General features: G+C 63.1%; 17 protein-coding genes. 6 read left to right on the top strand and 11 right to left on the bottom strand.

The features are described from left to right. Nucleotides 1-24 precede the first annotated feature (24 nt). On the top strand, nucleotides 25-1,176 hold the full coding sequence (locus OX459_RS17430) for a two-component system response regulator (protein ID WP_289905953.1): 1,152 nt from the start codon (nucleotides 25-27) through the stop codon (nucleotides 1,174-1,176). Here the strand turns inward: OX459_RS17430 and OX459_RS17425 are convergent. Both OX459_RS17425 and OX459_RS17420 read right to left on the bottom strand, forming a co-directional pair. Continuing rightward, nucleotides 1,169-2,410, bottom strand: a complete 1,242-nt coding sequence (locus OX459_RS17425) for a PHB depolymerase family esterase (RefSeq protein WP_289905952.1) — start codon at nucleotides 2,408-2,410, stop codon at nucleotides 1,169-1,171. The genes OX459_RS17430 and OX459_RS17425 overlap by 8 nt on opposite strands. Before the next feature lie 54 nt (nucleotides 2,411-2,464). Then, nucleotides 2,465-2,878 carry a CopG family transcriptional regulator gene (locus OX459_RS17420; RefSeq protein ID WP_034752801.1) on the bottom strand — a complete coding sequence of 138 codons (414 nt, stop codon included), beginning with the start codon at nucleotides 2,876-2,878 and terminating at the stop codon, nucleotides 2,465-2,467. A 362-nt stretch (nucleotides 2,879-3,240) separates the two neighbouring features. On the opposite strand from OX459_RS17420, the gene OX459_RS17415 reads away from it, so the two are divergent. The 3 genes from OX459_RS17415 to OX459_RS17405 all read left to right on the top strand — a co-directional run bounded on the left by OX459_RS17415 (nucleotide 3,241) and on the right by OX459_RS17405 (nucleotide 5,376). Further along, complete coding sequence (locus OX459_RS17415) at nucleotides 3,241-3,390, top strand: DUF1289 domain-containing protein (protein ID WP_289905951.1); 150 nt, start codon at nucleotides 3,241-3,243, stop codon at nucleotides 3,388-3,390. Between the two features lie 8 nt (nucleotides 3,391-3,398). Continuing rightward, nucleotides 3,399-4,322 (top strand): MBL fold metallo-hydrolase, encoded by a 924-nt coding sequence (locus OX459_RS17410; protein WP_289905950.1) that lies wholly within the window; start codon nucleotides 3,399-3,401, stop codon nucleotides 4,320-4,322. 100 nt (nucleotides 4,323-4,422) lie between these two features. Continuing rightward, complete coding sequence (locus OX459_RS17405) at nucleotides 4,423-5,376, top strand: nitronate monooxygenase family protein (protein ID WP_289905949.1); 954 nt, start codon at nucleotides 4,423-4,425, stop codon at nucleotides 5,374-5,376. A 48-nt stretch (nucleotides 5,377-5,424) separates the two neighbouring features. Here the strand turns inward: OX459_RS17405 and OX459_RS17400 are convergent, their stop codons facing one another. The 9 genes from OX459_RS17400 to OX459_RS17360 all read right to left on the bottom strand — a co-directional run bounded on the left by OX459_RS17400 (nucleotide 5,425) and on the right by OX459_RS17360 (nucleotide 14,779). Then, the gene (locus tag OX459_RS17400) at nucleotides 5,425-6,006 is read right to left on the bottom strand and encodes a hypoxanthine-guanine phosphoribosyltransferase (RefSeq protein WP_099377742.1); all 582 of its coding nucleotides are present in this window, start codon (nucleotides 6,004-6,006) and stop codon (nucleotides 5,425-5,427) included. A gap of 63 nt (nucleotides 6,007-6,069) precedes the next feature. Continuing rightward, nucleotides 6,070-7,326, bottom strand: a complete 1,257-nt coding sequence (locus tag OX459_RS17395) for an AMP-binding protein (RefSeq protein WP_289905948.1) — start codon at nucleotides 7,324-7,326, stop codon at nucleotides 6,070-6,072. Next, entirely contained in the window at nucleotides 7,323-7,682 is a 360-nt protein-coding gene (locus OX459_RS17390) for an MmcQ/YjbR family DNA-binding protein (RefSeq protein ID WP_289905947.1), read from the bottom strand. Before OX459_RS17390 ends, OX459_RS17395 begins: the two co-directional genes overlap by 4 nt. A gap of 15 nt (nucleotides 7,683-7,697) precedes the next feature. Then, nucleotides 7,698-8,543, bottom strand: coding sequence for an ABC transporter ATP-binding protein (locus OX459_RS17385; protein WP_289905946.1), 846 nt, complete (start codon nucleotides 8,541-8,543; stop codon nucleotides 7,698-7,700). Nucleotides 8,544-8,610: 67 nt separating this feature from the next. Further along, nucleotides 8,611-9,930, bottom strand: coding sequence for an ABC transporter substrate-binding protein (locus tag OX459_RS17380; protein WP_099665905.1), 1,320 nt, complete (start codon nucleotides 9,928-9,930; stop codon nucleotides 8,611-8,613). Nucleotides 9,931-9,988: 58 nt separating this feature from the next. Beyond that, a complete protein-coding gene (locus tag OX459_RS17375) occupies nucleotides 9,989-11,047 on the bottom strand; it encodes a branched-chain amino acid ABC transporter permease (protein WP_034752817.1) in 1,059 nt (352 codons plus the stop codon). Between the two features lie 54 nt (nucleotides 11,048-11,101). Beyond that, complete coding sequence (locus OX459_RS17370; protein ID WP_198521486.1) at nucleotides 11,102-11,998, bottom strand: branched-chain amino acid ABC transporter permease; 897 nt, start codon at nucleotides 11,996-11,998, stop codon at nucleotides 11,102-11,104. Between the two features lie 19 nt (nucleotides 11,999-12,017). Then, nucleotides 12,018-12,833, bottom strand: a complete 816-nt coding sequence (locus tag OX459_RS17365) for an ABC transporter ATP-binding protein (RefSeq protein ID WP_251349535.1) — start codon at nucleotides 12,831-12,833, stop codon at nucleotides 12,018-12,020. A gap of 14 nt (nucleotides 12,834-12,847) precedes the next feature. Further along, nucleotides 12,848-14,779, bottom strand: a complete 1,932-nt coding sequence (locus OX459_RS17360) for an AMP-binding protein (RefSeq protein WP_289905945.1) — start codon at nucleotides 14,777-14,779, stop codon at nucleotides 12,848-12,850. A gap of 255 nt (nucleotides 14,780-15,034) precedes the next feature. On the opposite strand from OX459_RS17360, the gene OX459_RS17355 reads away from it, so the two are divergent. Next, the gene (locus OX459_RS17355; RefSeq protein WP_251349718.1) at nucleotides 15,035-15,658 is read left to right on the top strand and encodes a Crp/Fnr family transcriptional regulator; all 624 of its coding nucleotides are present in this window, start codon (nucleotides 15,035-15,037) and stop codon (nucleotides 15,656-15,658) included. Then, the gene (locus tag OX459_RS17350; RefSeq protein WP_289905944.1) at nucleotides 15,645-17,717 is read left to right on the top strand and encodes a DUF4132 domain-containing protein; all 2,073 of its coding nucleotides are present in this window, start codon (nucleotides 15,645-15,647) and stop codon (nucleotides 17,715-17,717) included. Before OX459_RS17355 ends, OX459_RS17350 begins: the two co-directional genes overlap by 14 nt. Nucleotides 17,718-17,737: the final 20 nt, after the last annotated feature.

The raw sequence follows: 17,737 nt of genomic DNA, 5'->3' as shown, positions 1-17,737 counted from the left end.
AACTATGCAGAGCGAAGGACGGGCATGAGAGCGCCGGCAAGCAAGCCAACCATTCTGGTGGTCGACGACACGCCAGACAATATCGACCTGTTGCGCGCGGTGCTGGAAGACGATTACCGCACCAAGATCGCCGTCAATGGCGAACGCGCCCTGAAGATCGCCGCCGGCAGCGACCAGCCCGACCTGATCCTGCTCGACATCATGATGCCGGGCATGAGCGGCTACGACGTGTGCCGCGCGCTGAAGGCCGATCCCGCCACGGCCGGCATCCCCGTGATTTTTGTCACCGCCATGAGCGAAGTGGCCGACGAGCAGCTGGGTCTGGCGCTGGGCGCCGTCGACTACATCACCAAGCCGATTTCGGCGCCCATCGTGCTGGCGCGCATCAGGACGCAGCTGGCGATGAAGCAGATGCAGGATTTCTTGCGCGACCAGAACCAGTATTTGGAAACGGAGGTGGAGCGCCGCGTGCAGGAAGTGGCGGCGCTGCAGGACGTCACTATCCACGCGATGGCCTCGCTGGCCGAGACGCGCGACAGCGAGACGGGCAACCATATCCGCCGCACCTCGCACTACCTGAAAGCGCTGGCCGAGAAAGTGCGCGGCCTGCCGCGCTTCCACGATTTTTTGACGGACAAGAATATCGAACTGCTGTTCAAGACGGCGCCGCTGCACGATATCGGCAAGGTGGGCATTCCCGACCATATCCTGCTCAAGCCGGGACGTTTCGAGCCGCACGAAATGGCCATCATGAAGACGCACACCACCCTGGGACGCGACGCCATCCTGGCGGCCGAGCACGAGCTGGGCATCGAAGTCGATTTCCTCAAGTACGCCAAGGAGATCGCCTACAGCCACCATGAAAAATGGGATGGCAGCGGCTACCCGCAAGGCCTGGCTGGCGAAGACATCCCGATTTCGGCGCGCCTGATGGCGCTGGCCGACGTGTATGACGCCCTGATCAGCCGGCGCATCTACAAGCAGGGCATGGACCATGCGCAGGCCGTGCAGATCATCGTCGAGGGGCGCGGTTCGCATTTCGACGCCGAGATCGTCGACGCCTTCCTGCAGATCCAGGACCAGTTCATCGCCATCTCCAACCGCTATGCCGATGGCGTGTGCGAGATCGCCGACAAGCAGCGGCAAATCGCGCCCTTCGCCGAGAACATCAGCTGACGGTCTTGAAGAAGCGCAGCATCTCTCGGCTGGCGTCCGGCCCTTTGCCGTCCGTGTAGCTGCCGTTATCGCTGCCACCAGACCAGGCATGGCCGGCGCCATGGATGACCCAGTGTTCGCCCAGCGGCGAGCCATCGGCCTGGCTGTGCGTGGTGCGCGTGTAGCGGTGGCCATTCGGTACGCTGCCATCGACGGAAGCGGCTTTGGCCGCCTTGCCGCCCGACTGGCTGCGCACGCCCTGGGCGATCAGTTCATCGCCATTGCGCGGGTTGACGGTGGTGTCGCGGTCGCCATGGAAGACGATGATGGGCACGCCGCCCGCCGGCGCCTTGCGCTGGGCATTGGGCATGGCGCCGCCCTTCATGGCGGCCAGCGCCGACGGTAAGTCCTGCGCCGAAGCGAAGGGCAGACCCGAATGCACGCCGATAGCGGCAAACAGGTCGGGGTACAGGGTGCCGACGATGACGGCCATGGCGCCGCCCGCCGACAGGCCGGCGACAAACACTTCGCGCTCGTTGACCGGGTAGTCGTCGATGACTTGCCGGGCGATGCCGGCGATCAGCGACGGTTCGCCCTGGTCGCGCTGCTGGTCGATGGCGTTGAACCAGTTCCAGCAGCGCGAACTGTTGGCGCCCTGCGTCTGCGCCGGGTAGACGACAAAACACTCCTTTTCTTCTGCCAGCGCATTCATTTGCGTGCCGGCGGCAAAATCGTCGGGATTTTGCGTGCAGCCATGCAGCATCACGATCAGCGGCATGGCCTGGCCATGATAGCTGCTGGGGATATACAGCTTGTACGAACGCGTGCCCGCATGGTTGCGGTACACGCCGTCGATGAATTGCGCGCCGGCGGGTATCTCCGCTGGCGTGGCGGCCGGCGCGTTGAAGCCGGACGGGTGGAAGTTTGGCAGCTCGAAGCTGGGCATGTCGAAGCTGTGCTGGCCCAGGCCTGCCGGCACGCCCAAGCGCGCCATGAAATCCTGCGCGAAGTCCTGCGCCGCCTGCGCGGGTGTGGGGGGCGCGGCGTCAGCTTGCGGTTGCGCTGCCGCAGATGGTGGCGCAGGTGGCTGATTGATATCGCGCATCGGCGGCTGCTGTGTGGACGCCGCCTGCGGCGCCAGGCCGGCGGCGGACAGCGCCTGCTGGATCGCTTCGGTGGCGGCGGCGGGACCGCTGCCCAACAGATTGCGGGTTGCGGCGCGCATCTGCGCCAACATGTTGAGAGGTAGTTTCATGACCATCCTTAACGGTGCCGCGCATCGGCCGGGTCATCGCCGCGAACCAATACGCTAGTGAATTCGCCCTGCGAGCGCCGTCTTGACGACGGTGCTGGCGTGCAGGGCACCTAATACGAAGATCGACTCGATGGTGGCCAGTGCCAGTTCCACGGAGACGTCGCTGGCGATGCTGGCCAGTCCCAGCACCTGTATCTGCAGACGCTGGCCGGCTGCCTGGATCGCTTCCAGGTCGGCGCGCGAATAATGCTGCATGCCCAATACCAGGCTTTTGCGGGCGACGGTCTGTTTCACCACGTCGGCGTGCGTACCCAGTTGGTTGCGTATGGCCGTACGGATCAGATCCGTGCGGTTGGAATAAAATCCCTCCTGGACCAGCAAATCGATCTGCCCCAGGTCGATCAAGCCGAGGTTGATCGTGATTTTCTCGGATTCCCCAATTTTGGGCTTGCTGTCTTGCTTGGCCATATCTCTCCAAAAACTCCACGTGGCATCCAATTGCCATCTGTATGGATGGTAGTATAGTTCTGAAATATCTCGAGTCAAGCAGGATCTGGTCTGATCACGCTGTAGGACGGGCTCCCGCAGAGTGATACGGGGCATAAAATAAATTTTTAAAAGATATATTTTTGATTATTTTTTTCATCGGAAAATATGTTGACAGTGTCATTGCAGGGCGTTGCTGCCGACTCGCCGGCGCGGTTTCGCGGCATAATGAATGCCTTCACGTTTACCGATGCCGCTCCATGATGGTCGCTACCCCACCTCCGCCAGCCGTTCCGCTCCCCTTGCCGTCACCGGTACCGTCGCCCTGCGTCAGCTTGTGCAAGATGAACCGCAACAGCGGCTTGTGCGAAGGCTGCCTGCGCACGCTCGACGAGATCATCGCCTGGAGCAAGGCCGACGACGGCTTCAAGCGCGCCGTGTTGGCCGAATTGCCTGGACGCGAATCCCTGCTCGACTTCGAACCCGATTACTGAGGAAGCCCATGCCGCGATCGCCAGCGCTGTTCCCCGATTCCATTCAGGTGTTCGAACGCGGCTGGCTGTCGTCGAATAACATCCTGTTCCAAGGCAGGGACGACACGGCCCTGATCGACAGCGGCTATGTCACGCATGCGCCGCAAACCCTGGCCCTGCTGCGCCACAGCCTGGCAGGCCGGCCGCTGGACCGCTTGTTCAATACGCACCTGCACTCCGACCATTGCGGCGGCAACGCGCTGCTGCAAGCCGAATACGGCTGCCATACGGCCATTCCCGTATCGGAAGCGGACAAGGTGCGCGCCTGGGATATCGATGCCCTCAGCTTCCAGGCCACGGGCCAGCAATGCCCGCGCTTCGGCTTTGACGCCACCGTCTCGCCCGGCGACACGTTGACCTTGGCCGACATGGCCTGGCAGGCGCTGGGCGCGCCGGGCCACGATCCGCACTCGCTGATTTTTTACTGCGCCCAGGAGGGCATCCTGATTTCCGCCGACGCCCTGTGGGAAAACGGCTTCGGCGTGATCTTTCCGGAACTCGATGGCGGCTCCGGCTTTCTGGAAGCGCGCGCCACCCTGGACCTGATCGCCAGCCTGGACGTGCGCGTGGTGATCCCAGGCCACGGGCGGCCATTCATGGATGCCGCCGGCGCCCTGCAGCGCGCGTACTCGCGCCTCGATTACCTGGCGTCCGATCCCGTGCGCAATGCGCAGAACGCCGTGAAGGTGCTGCTGAAATTCCTGCTGCTGGAACGCCAGCGCATCGCCCTCGCCGATATACCGGCCCTGTTGCGTGGCATGCCCATCTTCGAGGAAGCCAACCGGCGCTTTCTGCGCCAGGAGGCGGCCGCGCTGGCGGAGTGGGCCGTGTCCCAGCTGGTGAGGGCCGTAGCGGCACGCGTCGAGGCTGAGTACTTGCTCAACGAGGGTTGAAGCGGCGGTGCGATAAATTCAGCACGATCGTACTTTTTCTGCACTATAATCAACGTTCAGTGTGTCTTTCACGTCCGATCAACTTTCCAGCGAGTCCGCCATGGCATTGCCTGTTGCGTTGCAAAACCTCTCCTTACCCGTTATCGCCTCGCCGATGTTCATCGCCAGCGGCCCGGCCCTCGTCGCGGCGCAGTGCAAGGCCGGCATCGTCGGTTCCTTCCCGGCCCTGAATGCGCGTCCCGCCGAATTGCTCGACACCTGGCTCACGGACTTGCAGGCCGAACTGGCCGCTTTCCAGGCCGCCAACCCGGACAAGAAAGTCGGGCCGATCGCCGTCAACCAGATCGTGCACCAGTCGAACGACCGCCTCGCGCACGACGTGGCAGTGTGCGTGAAACACCAGATTCCCATCATCATTTCCTCGCTGCGCGCGCCGCCCAAGGAAATGCTCGACGCCATCCACAGCTATGGCGGCATCGTGCTGCATGACGTGATTTCGATCCGGCACGCGAAAAAGGCGCTGGAAGCGGGTGTCGATGGCTTGATCCTGGTCGCCAGCGGCGCCGGCGGCCACGCGGGTACCCTGTCGCCATTCGCGCTGGTGGGCGAAGTGCGCAAATTCTTCGACGGCCCGCTGGCGCTGTCGGGTTCCATCGCCACGGGCGACGCCGTGCTGGCCGCGCAAGCGATGGGCGCCGATTTCGCCTACATCGGTTCACGCTGGCTGGCGACCAAGGAATCGAACGTCAGCGACGGCTACCGTGACGCCATCGTCGATTCCAGCGCGGCGGACATCGTCTACACGAACCTGTTTACGGGCGTGCACGGCAATTACCTGAAAAAATCGATCGAAGCGGCCGGACTCGATCCGGAAGCCTTGCCCGAAGCGGACAAGAGCGCGATGAATTTCGGCGCGGGCAGCGCCAAGGCCTGGCGCGACATCTGGGGCGCGGGGCAGGGCGTGGGCTTGATGGATGACGTGCCAAGCGTGGAAGAGATGGTGGCGCGCCTGAAAGCCGAATACGATGCGGCGCGCGCGCGGTTGAAGCTGTAACTCTGCTGCTGCCGGATGACGCGGCATGCCGCGTCATCCAAGCCATCCTTATTCCTGCTTCAAATCCTCGGGCTTGATGGCCCACAGGCCCGGCAGGTTGCGCCAGTAGCCATAGGCATCCATGCCGAAGCCGACGACGAAGCGGTTCGGAATCACCAGGCCGACGATGTCGGCTTGCACGGGTTTTTTCTTGCCGATGGCCTTGTCGGCAAATACGGCCAGGATGACTTCCGAGGCGCCCATGTCCAGCAGGCGCTGTTTGACGTGTGCCAGGGTTTCGCCTTCGTCGAGAATATCGTCGAGCACGATGACGGTGCGGCCCGCTACATTCGAGCGGGGGATGACTTTCCACACCACTTCGCCACCCTTGTCGTCGTCGCCGTAGCGGCTCACGTGGATGTAGTCGAATTCGAGCGGAAAGCTCAGTTGCGGCAGCAGGTTGCCCGTAAAGACGACGGCACCGCCCATCACGCCCAGCACCAGCGGGAACTCTTTCGAATCCTCGGCGTTGAAGCGCGTGTTGAGTACATCGGCCATGCGCGTGATCGACGCCTGCACGGCGTCTTGGTCGAACAGAAGTTCCGCGTTCTTGATCAGGTCACGGGCACGGTTGTGATGAAATTCTTGCATGGACTCTTGCATGGCGATGAATGGGGCTGATGGTCAATGCCGGTATTATCCCGCAAATCGGCCTTATTTGTAATCGCGCATGTCGTCGATGATTTTCCCATCCTGCGCCAGGCTGCCCACGGCCACGAGCACCACGTCGCCGCGCAGCTTGGTCAGTTCGCGGATCGAGCCGATGATGGCTTCGGTGCCGCTGGTGTCGAGCGGATCGTCGACTTCACAATGTAAAGTCATCTCGTCGTTGGCCATGCGCCCCGATACCACCAGCCGTGCTTTTTTGATGTGCGGGTGGCGGCGTGCAATTTCATGCACCTGCGACGGATGCACGAACATGGCGCGCACCTTGGTGGTTTGATCCGCGCGCCCCATCCAGCCCTTGATGCGCGTATTCGTGCGGCCGCACGGCGACTCCGGCGCGTTCGTCAGCACGGCGGACAAGTCTCCCGTGGCGAAGCGGATCAGCGGGTAGTCGGCATTGAAGACGGTGACGACCACTTCGCCTACTTCGCCCGGCGCGACGGGAATGCCGCTGCCCGGATGGACGATTTCCAGCAGCACGTTTTCGTCAACGACCATGCCGGGATTGAGCTTGCCATTGCTGGCCGTTTCATAGGCGATGCTGCCGATGTCGGCCGAGGCATAGGTCTGAAACACGTGCGGCACGCCATTTTCGGCAAACCAGCTGCGCAAGGATTCAGGCAAGGCTTCCGCGCCCATCACCGCCTTGGTGACGCTGCTGATGTCGGCGCCCATTTCGCGCGCCTTCTCGATGATCAGTTTCAGGAATGACGGCGTGCCGATATACGTGTCGGGCTTCAGGTCGACCATCGCCTGCACCTGCATTTCCGTCTGGCCGATGCCGGCCGGGATGACGGTGCAGCCGATGCGCGCGGCGCCGCCTTCGACCATGAAGGCGGCCGGCGTGAAGTGATACGAAAAGCAGTTCTGCAGCAAGCCGCCGGCGCGCACGCCGGCTGCATACATGGGACGCGCGAAGCGCCACCAGTCGGGGCTGCGGCCTTCGGGATCGAAGATGGGGCCGGGCGAGACGAACACGCGCGACAGGGCGTTTTTCGGCGTCGTGTTCAAGCCGCCGAACGGCAGTTGCGCGTGCTGCAACTGCTTGAGGTCGGACTTGCGCGTCACGGGCAGCTGCGCCAGCGCGGCGCGGCTGGTGATGTCGGCTGCATTGACGCCATCGAGGATGCGGGCCCAGCCCGGCGCCTGTTGTGCGCGCGCGATCAGCTGCGGCAGGCCGGCCATCAATTCGCGTTCGCGCGCCTCGGGGGCGCGTGCTTCCAGACTGTCGAGCGTATCGGTCATGTTGCGGATTCTCCAATGTCACGTTGCATTTTTTTCGTCAGCCCCGCAACAATCAGGCTGTATGAGTGCTGCAGCAGGGCGGCCATTTCGTCGTCGTCGAGGGCGTCGGGACTGGCAACCAGCACCCATTTGGCCCGCGCCAGGTAGGGCGCCGGGCGAAAACCGGGGCGGTCCGTCAATTCCAGGAAGCGTTCCGCATCGACCTTGAAGCTCATGCCGCGCGTGCTGTGCGCTTCCGCGCCGCACAGCGCGAACATCCGGCCACCGACGCAAAACGCCAGCACGTTGCTCCATTTGATGTCTTGCGTTGCGCCGCGAAAGCCGCGGCACACTTGCTTCGCCCGTTCCAGGTCCATGACTTGCCTCCTGCGTCAGGCCAGCCAGCGCTTGCGGCGGCGGTAGAACTTCATGTCGCGGAAGCTCTTGCGCCCGGCGCTGGACACGCCCAGGTAAAACTCTTTGACGTCTTCGTTGCTGGCCAGTTCCTGGGCTTGTCCTTCCATCACGACCCGTCCGTTTTCCAGGATGTAGCCGAAGTCGGCGTAGCGTAGCGCCACGTTGGTGTTCTGCTCGGCCAGCAGGAAAGACACGTTTTCCTTGTGGTTCAGGTCCTTGACGATGCCGAAGATCTCTTCGACGATCTGCGGCGCGATGCCCATCGACGGCTCGTCCAGCAAAATCATCGACGGCTTGGCCATCAGTGCGCGGCCGATGGCGCACATCTGCTGTTCGCCGCCCGAGGTGTAACCGGCCTGGCTGCTGCGCCGCGTTTTCAGGCGCGGAAAGTAGTGATACACCTTGTCCAGCGCGTCTTTCAGCTCGCCGCGCGACAGGCTGCGCGTGTAGGCGCCCGTCAGCAGGTTTTCTTCGATGGTGAGGTGACCGAAACAGTGGCGTCCCTCCATCACTTGCGACAGGCCCCGCTTCACCAGTTCATTCGGCGTCAATTGATCCACGCGCTCGCCCTTGAACTGGACTTCGCCCTTGGTGACGTCGCCCCGTTCGCCGCGCAGCAGGGTCGAGATGGTTTTCAGGGTGGTCGACTTGCCGGCGCCGTTGGCGCCCAGCAGCGCCACGATCTTGCCTTGCGGCACTTGCAGCGACACGCCCTTCAGGACCAGGATCACGTGGTCGTAGATGACTTCGATATTGTTCACCGACAGGTAGGGCGGCGGCGATTCCGCCTGGGTCGGGGCTTGCGTGGCAGTGTGGGTCATGGCTGCTTCTTTAAAATGTTCAACACGGGACCGGCGTTGGCCGGTCCGGTTCCTCTCGCCTACGGCATTACTTCATGCACGCCGGCGTGATCTTTTTCTCTTCCGCGTACTTGTTCGAGGATTCCTCGACCAGCTTGCGCACCAGGGCCTTGTCGCCGACGATCCACTTCGGCGTGATGGCGGTCCACTTCTTGCCATCCCACTGCTGCACTTTTACGGCGCCCGAGCCTTCATGGTCGTCGCAGCTGGTCTTCACGGTGGGGAACATGCCCAGCGCACCCACTGCTTTTTGGCGCGCATCGTCGACGTTCAGGTTTTCCAGGCCCCAGCGCATCTGCTCACCCGTGATCGGTTTGCCCTTGCCGAATTTTTCCTGCGCTGTGCGGATCGCTTCCACCCACAGGATGCCGGCCGTCACGCCGCGCATGTGGTAGACGGAGCCGATGCGCGACTGGTCGGACAGGTTGCCCTTGCCGGACGCGTAGAGTTTCTTGCGGATGTCATCGAGCACGGGGTAGTTGCCCGGCGTATTGAACGTCATCGCCGTGTAGCCCTTGGCTGCGTCGCCCGATGGAATCGTGTCTTCCTCGGAGCCGGCCCACCAGACGCCCAGCATTTTGTCGCGCGGGAAGCCGTTGCGCTGCGCCGTCTTGATGGCGACGGAATTCATCACGCCCCAGCCCCACAGGATCACGTGGTCCGGCTTGGCCTGGCGGATTTGCAGCCATTGCGATTGCTGTTCGCTGCCTGGCGGCGCGACGGGAATTTTCACCAGTTCGAAGCCGTATTGTTTCGACAGCGCTTCGAGCACGGGCAGCGGCTCCTTGCCGAAGGCCGAATCGTGGTACAGGTGGACGATTTTTTTACCCTTCAGCTTGTCCATGCCGCCATCCTTGTCGCCCAGGTACTTGATCATGGCGGCGGCCTGGCTCCAGTAGCTGGAGATCAGCGGATATACGTAGGGGAAGACCTTGCCGTTGGCGGCGTCCGAGCGGCCGTAGCCGATCATCGTCATGGGGATCTTGTCTTGCGCCACGCGGTCGAGGATGCCGTAGGCGACGCCCGTGGACAGGGTTTCCACCAGAGTGGCGCCGCCCTGCTTGGTTTTCAGGCGTTCATAGCATTCCACGCCGCGCGAGGGGTTGTATTCGGTTTCGCATTCTTCCCAGCTGATCTTGACGCCATTCACGCCGCCGGCCTGGTTGACCAGGTTGAAGTAGTCGATGATGCCGCCGTAGAAACCGGAGCCGCCGGCCGCGTAGGGACCCACGCGGTAGGATGGCAGGGCGATGTACTGCTCCTTGTCCTGCGCCTGCGCGCTGCCGGCCATGGTGAGTGCGGCACTGGCGATGGCGGCGGCCAGCATGAGCGATTTGATGTGTTTCATTGTGTGTCTCCTCTTGTTTTATTTGGTATTCAAGTGAACCGACATCGACTGCAAAAACTTAATGGGGGAAGGGCCAGAGTCTCAACTTTTCCTTCGCGATCTGCCACAGCCTGGCCAGGCCGTGCGGCTCGACGATCAGGAAGAAGATGATCAGCGCGCCGAACACCATCAGTTCCAGGTTCGAGGCCACGCTGGTCGGCAATGCCAGGCCATGCGCGATGGTGTTCAGGAAGACGGGCAGCAGCACAATGAAGGCCGCGCCGAGAAAGGAACCGAGGATCGAACCGACGCCGCCGATGATGATCATGAACAGGATGCGGAAGGACAGGTCCAGGTTGTACGCTTCCGGTTCCACCGTGCCCAGGTAGGCGTATGCATACAGCGCGCCGGCCACGCCGCAGTAGAACGAGCTGACGGCAAATGCCAGGAGCTTGGTGCGCATCAGGCGGAAACCGATCACCTCGGCCGCCATGTCCATGTCGCGCACGGCCATCCAGGAGCGGCCCACGTTCGAGCGGATCATGTTCTTGGCCAGCAGCGCCATGCCGGCGACGATGGCCAGCACCAGCAGGTATTTGCTTTGCGGCGTATCGAACTGGTAGCCGAGGATGGTCATCTTCTGCACCGTGATCACGCCCGAGGAGCTGTAGTTGGTGAGATACGGGATCTTGGTCAGGCACCAGACGACAAAAAACTGCGTCGCCAGGGTGGAGGCGGCCAGGTAAAAGCCGCGGATGCGCAGGGAGGGCAGACCGAAGGCGATGCCCACCATGGCCGCGCACAGGCCGCCGAGGATGAACGACACGAGCAGCGGCAATCCCGGCAGGCGGGCCATGAAGTTATACGAGGCGAACGCGCCCACGGCCATGAAGGCGGCTGTGCCCAGCGACAGCTGGCCCGCGTAACCGGTCAGGATGTTCAGGCCCAGCGCCGCCAGGGCGAAGATCAGGAAGGGGATCAGGATCGCCGACAGCATGTAGGGCGAGGCGAAATACGGCAGGAGGAAGACGGCGACGAGGAGCGTGGCCGTCAGCGCCAGGCGGTCTTGTCGGATCGGGAAAATCTGGTTGTCAGCCTGGTAGCTGGTCTTGAATTGTCCTGCTTCACGGTAAATCATGGCGTGTCCTTTGTGATGGGTGCGTCGTATGCATCATGCGGCGGCGGTGCGGCGTCAGATGCGCCGGATGATCTTTTCGCCGAACAGGCCTTCCGGACGCACCAGCAGGAACAGCAGGGCCAGCACATACGGGAACCAGCCTTCGATGCCGCCGCCCACCATGGGGCCCAGATAGACTTCGGCCAGCTTTTCCGACGCGCCGATGATCAGGCCACCAACGATGGCGCCCGGCACCGAGGTAAAGCCGCCGAGGATCAGCACGGGCAGCGCTTTCAAGGCGATGAAGGTGAGGGCGAATTGCACGCCGTTGCGCGCACCCCACAGCAAGCCGGCCACCATGGCCACCAGGCCCGCCACGCCCCACACCACAGCCCAGATGCGCTGCAGCGGGATGCCGACCGCCAGTGCCGCCTGATGGTCGTCGGCGACGGCGCGCAGGGCGCGGCCCACCTTGGTTTTCGAGAACAGCAAGGCCAGGCAAATCACCAGCAGCGCGCAGATGCCGGCCGCCATCAGGTCGAACTGCGAGATGTTGATGTCGAAGCGGTCCATCAGGAATTGCATCGGCACGTCTTCGATGGGCAGGTCCAGCTTGTGCACTTGCGAGCCCCACATCAGCTGTGCCAGGCCTTCGATGAAGAAGGTCAGGCCGATGGTGGCCATGAACAGCGTGATTTCGGGCTGGTTGACGAGCGGGCGCAACACCACTCTTTCAATCGCCATGCCCAGTACGATCATGGTGAGCATCGTCAGCGGGATCGCCAGCCACAGCGACAGGCCGAACTTGTCCATGATGCCGACGCAGGTGAGGGCAGCGAAAAACACCATCGCTCCCTGGGCAAAATTGAATACGCCCGAAGCCTTGTAGATCAGCACGAAGCCGATCGCCACCAGCGCGTACATGACGCCCGACAGCAGGCCGCCGATCAGCACTTCAAAGAAAAAATTGATATTCATTGCTATTCCTCGTCTAGTGCGCCACGCCGAGATAGGCGTTGATGACATCCTGGTTGCTGCGCACCTCGTCGGGCGTACCGTCGCCGATCTTTTTGCCGTAATCGAGCACCACGACCCTGTCGGAGATATCCATCACCACGCCCATGTCATGCTCGATCAGCACGATGGTCGTGCCCAGCTGGTCGTTGACGTCGAGGATGAAGCGGCACATGTCCTGTTTTTCTTCCACGTTCATGCCGGCCATCGGTTCGTCCAGCAGCAGAATTTCCGGTTCCGCCACGAGGGCGCGGCCCAGCTCCACCCGTTTTTGCAGGCCGTAGGGCAGGCGCCCCACGGGCGTCTTGCGGATGGCCTGGATTTCCAGGAAGTCGATGATTTCCTCGGCCTTCTTGCGGTGCTCGATTTCCTCGCGCCGCGCCGGGCCCCAGTACAGGGCTTGCAAGAGAAAATTCGACTTCATCTTCAGGTTGCGCCCCGTCATGATGTTATCCAGCACCGTCATGCCCTTGAACAGGGCGATGTTCTGGAAGGTGCGCGCGATGCCGGACTTGGCAGCCTGGTAGCAGTCCATGCCGCGCCGGTGTTCGCCCCGGTAGATGATTTCTCCCTGCTGCGGACGGTACACGCCATTGATCACGTTGAGCATCGAGCTTTTGCCCGCGCCGTTCGGGCCGATGATGGCGCGGATTTCATGCTGCTTGACGTCAAACGAGATGTCGGTAAGGGCTTTCACGCCGCCGAACGACAGCGAGATGTTCTTCAGGTCGAGGATCACGGGACCCGTCTTGCGGGCCGTGCCGAAATGGGCGTCGGGTTCGTTCATTTGCATCGTGCTGTGCTCCATCATGCGGCCAGGCCCTGGGGCCGGTACGTTTTGCTGTCCCAGATCTGCAGGTTGGCGCTGGTCGAGCCAAGGCGGCCATCTTCGAATTTCACCTGGGTCTCGATGTATTGCGTTGCCTTGCCCTCATACAGGGCGGAAATGAGCACTGCGTACTTTTCGGCGATGAATTTGCGGCGGACCTTGCGCGTGCGGGTCAGCTCGTCGTCGTCCGGGTCGAGTTCCTTGTGCAGCACGAGGAAGCGGTGCACTTGCGTGCGGTCCATCAAGGGATCGGCTGCCAGTTCCGCGTTGACTTGCTCGATGCAGTCGCGGATCAGGCCATAGGTCTCGGCGCGCGCCGCCAGGTCGGTGTAGCCGGAGTAGGCGATGCCGCGCCGTTCGGACCAGTTGCCCACCGCTTCGATGTCGATGTTGATAAAGGCGCACACCTGGTCGCGCGCATGGCCGAAAGCCACCACTTCCTTGATGAAGGGGAAGAACTTGAGCTTGTTTTCGATGTAGTTGGGCGCGAAGATGGCACCGCAATTCATCTTGCCGACGTCGGCAGCGCGGTCGATGATTTTCAGGTGGCCTTCGCCGTCGAACACGCCCGCGTCGCCCGTATGGAAATAGCCGTCGTCGTCGATCACTTCGGCGGTGGCATCGGGCCGCTTGAAGTAGCCGCTCATGGTGGCGGGCGACTTGACCAGCACTTCGCCATTGGCCGCCAGCTTGACTTCCACGCCCGGCGCCGGCAAGCCGACGCTGTCGAACTTGATATTGCCGTCCGGCTGCAGGCATACATAGGCGCAGGTTTCGGTGGAACCGTACAATTGCTTGAGGTTGACGCCGATGGAGCGGTAGAAGCGGAACAGGTCGGGGCCGATAGCGGCACCGGCCGTGTAGGCGACGCGCACGCGCGACAGTCCCAGCACGTTTTTCAGCGGGCCGTAGACGAGCAGCTCGCCCAGCTTGTAGCTGAGGCGGTCCGCCAGCGAGACTGGCTTGCCATCCAAAATCTGCGCGCCGCAGCGCTTGGCCACGTCCATGAAATGGCTGAACATGTGGCGCTTGATGCTGCTGGCGTCTTCCATGCGTATCATCACGCTGGTGAGCATGTTCTCGAACACGCGCGGCGGCGCAAAGTAGCAGGTGGGGCCGATTTCGCGCATGTCGATCATCACCGTGTCGCCCGATTCGGGGCAGTTGACGGTGAAGCCGGCCACCATGGCTTGCGCCAGCGAGAACAGGCAGTCGCCCACCCACGCCATGGGCAGGTAGGACAGGATGTCTTCCTCGTCGGTGAGCTGGTCGAAGGCGACGCCGCCAACGCCTGCGGCCAGCAGCGCCGTGTGGCTCTGGCACACGCCCTTCGGCTTGCCCGTGGTGCCCGAGGTGTACAGGATCACGGCGGAGTCGCTACCCTGGCCCGCTGCCACGGCGGCGTCGAAAAAGCCCGGATGTTCGCGGTCGTACGCGCGGCCCAGCGTCTGCAGTGCGGCAAACGACATCAGTTCCGGCTGGCGGTAATGGCGCATGCCCCGTTCATCGTCATAGGCGATGTGGGCGACGTGCGGATACAGGGCCTTGAGTTCGAGCAGCTTGTCGACCTGCTCCTGGTCTTCTACGATGGCGTAGCGGATTTCCGCATCCTGCAGCACATAGGCCATGTCGGCGGCCGGCGCGTCCTGGTACAGTGGCACGGGCACGCCGCCGAGGCTTTGCGCAGCCAGCATGGCCCAGTACAGGCGGGGACGGTTGTCGCCGATGATGGCCAGGTTCATACCGCGTTGGAAGCCGATGGCGGCCAGGCCGCAGGCCAGCGCGCGCACCTCGTCGTTGACCTCGCGCCAGGTCCAGGTTTGCCAGATGCCCAGGTGTTTTTCGCGAAAGGCGGGCTTGTCGGATCGTACTGTCCCGTGTTGCAATAAGCGCCGCGGAAAAGTCGGCATTGTTGCTGTGGTATTCGTTTGCACCAGTGTCTCCCTGTTGCTTGTCTCAGGCCCCACCTCGTTGGATGGCGCTCTGTGTTTTTTATGTGTAAGGCGTTTGTGCAATGATAGTAGCTTGCGTTAGTTTGCCAAGTTGTCTTTTCGGGGACATTTACCCACTTTTCGATGGTGCATCGCACAATGACCTACCCTGATATCAGTCTCAAGGATGCCGTGCGCGCGGCCAACTGGGCGCAGCTGCTCAACCCCGTGCAAATGGCCCGGGTCGAGGCGGATGTGTTCGAGACTTTCGTGCCGAAAGGCGGCTTTGTGTGCCGCAAGGGCGAGCCGGTGGACAACTGGATCGGCGTCATCAGCGGCATGGTCAAGATGAATAACTTTTCCGCCTCCGGCAAGGCCATGACCTTCATCGGCGTGCCGCCCGGCAGCTGGTTCGGTGAAGGTTCATTGCTGAAGAATGAAATCCGCAAATACGACACCATGGCCCTGCGCGACACGCGCGTGGCGCGCCTGCCAGGCGCCACCTTCCACTGGCTGCTGGAAACGAGTTTGCCGTTTACGCGCTTCCTGCTGATGCAGCTCAACGAGCGCCTGGGGCAGTTCATCGGCATGGTGGAAAACGAACGCTTGCTGGACCTGAACACGCGCGTGGCGCGCTGCCTGGCGTCGATGTTCAACTCGCACTTGTACCCTGGCGTGGAGACGCTGGTGCAGCTGTCGCAGGAGGAAATCGGCCTGCTGTCGGGCTCTTCGCGCCAGCGCGCCAACCAGGCCTTGCAGGTGCTGGAAAAGAAAGGCTTGCTGCGCCTCGATTACGGCGGCATTCGCGTGCTGGACCTGGAAGGCTTGCGCCGTTACGAGGCCGATGATGCCATCTGAGACCACGCGTGCCGCAGCCCTGCGCGTACGCCTCGATGGCGGCTTTGTCGAGCATGCGCGATTCGCGGGGCCGCCCGTCGATTTCAACGACTGGACACCGGAAGAACTGGGCGCCATCTGGGGGGCGTTGCATCGCGCGGCGCGCTTCGGCCATGACGATACGGCGCGGCGCGAGCTGGCGACGGCGCTATTGGCACAAGCGACCAGCATGAACCTGGCGCCGGCGCTGGCAGGCGCCATGTTCCTTGATGCGCTGGACGCGGCCGGCGATTACAACCGGGAATGGGAGTATGTCATCGGCTGTCTGGCCTGCCTGCAGGGCGAGGCACCGGCAGGCACGGCGGGGCAGGCGCGGCGCATTCTCGGCAAAACCTCGGGTTGGGCCGAGTGCCCCTACCAGGCCTACCTGCTGGCGCGCCTTGCTGGCGGCGACGCCCCTGCGCAATTTGCGCAGGCAATGGAGGATCGTCACGCCCTTTATCCGATGCCATTGACCTTGCATGAATTGGAATTGCTGCCGCAGCTGGCGCAAGCGTCCCTGTTGGCGCTGGCCGGCTCGCGCTACAGCGGCCACTGGAGCCGCGACAGTATCGGCGAGGCCGATCCCGCCGTCGTGCTGGCCGACGATGCGGCGTATGTCGAATTTGCGCGCACGATACTGGAACAGGCGGCACGCCATATCGCCGCCATCCATGACGGCGGTGTGCCGTATGCGGCCGATGCCGCCTTTGCCACGGCAGACTCTCAAGTGCTGGCGCGCGCCGCGCGGGTCGCCGCCTATCGCGATGATGCATGGTTCAGGCCCGTGATCACCGTCTTGCTGCCCTTGGTATGCGTTGCGCCCGGCACGGCCAAGAGCGCGCCGTCGCAGTCGTTGGCGATGGCGCTGGGCCATGCGGTGGAAACCATCCCCACGCCGGAAAGCTTGCTGGCCCTGCGCACGGCGCTGGCGCAGGTGCGCCATGCGGGCATCCGCAAGAAGCTGGACCGCAATCTGAAACCGGCCGAACGGGCGCTGGCCGAACGGCCCGATATCGCCTGGCGGATCGGCATGCCCGGCCCCATGGGCAAGCGGCGCCAGGCCATGCTGGCGCGCCGCCTGGAAGCGGGCTATGCCAGCGATGTGCGTCTGGGGCTGGATCAATGGCGCGCCTTGCGCGACGATGCCGATATCGATACGGTGGCGCGCGCGCTGGTCTGGCGCACGGGCGACGGCCAGGCTTTCATGCTCGATGGCGAGGGTGCCATCGATGCATGGGGGCAGCCGGCGGATGTGCCGCTGCAGGGAGAAGGCGAGATCGGCCTGTGGCATCCCCTGCACGGCAACGGGGAGCAGCGCGCCGCTTGGCAGGCGCTGGTTACACAGCGGCGCGTGCGCCAGCCACTGCGCCAGGTGTATCGTGAAATATATGCACCGCCCGGCGACGGCAGTGCCCCCTTTTCCGGTTACCAGCTGTCGCTGCCTACCTTGCTGGGACTGGCCCGCCGCGAAGGCTGGCGGCTGGACGACGATGAAGGCTTGTCGCGCGGGTTCGGCGCCTGGCGCGTATTGCTGCGCCTCGAGGGACGCGTCTATCCAGGCGCGGGCGGCGCCTGCACGTCCAACGGGCTGGCGCCCGTGCAGATGATGCCGCTGGCGCTTGTGGCCTATTCGGAAGCGTGCCGCGCGGTGGATCTGCTGGTCAGCGCCAGCGCGTTGGCGCTGGTGGAAGAAGAGCAAAGCATGCAGCGCGAAGAGCGCTTGTCTTATCTGGCCAACTTGCCCCCGGGTCCGATGGCGGGCATGCGGCGCACCGTGCTGCGTCAGGTGTTTGGGCAGCAGATCGAAGCAGGGCGCATGGCGCTCGAGCCCCGTCACCTGCTGGTGGGCAGGCATGCCATCCACCTGACCACCGGCAGGGTCACGCTGGACGGCGCCGAGGTGGCGACCGAGGTGCTCGCGAAGGGGAACAAGCTGGCCGCCGTGCCGTGGCTGCCTTACGACGAGGCGCTGCTGGAAAAAATCGCCGCTACCGCCGGGGTGTTGCTGGCGCTGCACCGAGTGCAGCCCGGCTGCTAATCGCGGTATCATAGACACTT

The sequence above is a fragment of the Janthinobacterium sp. SUN026 genome (genome assembly GCF_030397625.1).
Classification (GTDB): Bacteria; Pseudomonadota; Gammaproteobacteria; order Burkholderiales; family Burkholderiaceae_D; genus Janthinobacterium; species Janthinobacterium kumbetense.
This window is presented reverse-complemented; position numbering and strand designations above follow the sequence as displayed.

Excerpts from the sequence above, each read along its gene's own strand:
- OX459_RS17430 (WP_289905953.1), top strand. The coding sequence starts at position 25 with ATGAGAGCGCCGGCAAGCAAGCCAACCATTCTGGTGGTCGACGACACG.
- OX459_RS17425 (WP_289905952.1), bottom strand. The coding sequence starts at position 2,410 with ATGAAACTACCTCTCAACATGTTGGCGCAGATGCGCGCCGCAACCCGC.
- OX459_RS17420 (WP_034752801.1), bottom strand. The coding sequence starts at position 2,878 with ATGGCCAAGCAAGACAGCAAGCCCAAAATTGGGGAATCCGAGAAAATC.
- OX459_RS17415 (WP_289905951.1), top strand. The coding sequence starts at position 3,241 with ATGAACCGCAACAGCGGCTTGTGCGAAGGCTGCCTGCGCACGCTCGAC.
- OX459_RS17410 (WP_289905950.1), top strand. The coding sequence starts at position 3,399 with ATGCCGCGATCGCCAGCGCTGTTCCCCGATTCCATTCAGGTGTTCGAA.
- OX459_RS17405 (WP_289905949.1), top strand. The coding sequence starts at position 4,423 with ATGGCATTGCCTGTTGCGTTGCAAAACCTCTCCTTACCCGTTATCGCC.
- OX459_RS17400 (WP_099377742.1), bottom strand. The coding sequence starts at position 6,006 with ATGCAAGAATTTCATCACAACCGTGCCCGTGACCTGATCAAGAACGCG.
- OX459_RS17395 (WP_289905948.1), bottom strand. The coding sequence starts at position 7,326 with ATGACCGATACGCTCGACAGTCTGGAAGCACGCGCCCCCGAGGCGCGC.
- OX459_RS17390 (WP_289905947.1), bottom strand. The coding sequence starts at position 7,682 with ATGGACCTGGAACGGGCGAAGCAAGTGTGCCGCGGCTTTCGCGGCGCA.
- OX459_RS17385 (WP_289905946.1), bottom strand. The coding sequence starts at position 8,543 with ATGACCCACACTGCCACGCAAGCCCCGACCCAGGCGGAATCGCCGCCG.
- OX459_RS17380 (WP_099665905.1), bottom strand. The coding sequence starts at position 9,930 with ATGAAACACATCAAATCGCTCATGCTGGCCGCCGCCATCGCCAGTGCC.
- OX459_RS17375 (WP_034752817.1), bottom strand. The coding sequence starts at position 11,047 with ATGATTTACCGTGAAGCAGGACAATTCAAGACCAGCTACCAGGCTGAC.
- OX459_RS17365 (WP_251349535.1), bottom strand. The coding sequence starts at position 12,833 with ATGCAAATGAACGAACCCGACGCCCATTTCGGCACGGCCCGCAAGACG.
- OX459_RS17360 (WP_289905945.1), bottom strand. The coding sequence starts at position 14,779 with ATGCCGACTTTTCCGCGGCGCTTATTGCAACACGGGACAGTACGATCC.
- OX459_RS17355 (WP_251349718.1), top strand. The coding sequence starts at position 15,035 with ATGGCCCGGGTCGAGGCGGATGTGTTCGAGACTTTCGTGCCGAAAGGC.
- OX459_RS17350 (WP_289905944.1), top strand. The coding sequence starts at position 15,645 with ATGATGCCATCTGAGACCACGCGTGCCGCAGCCCTGCGCGTACGCCTC.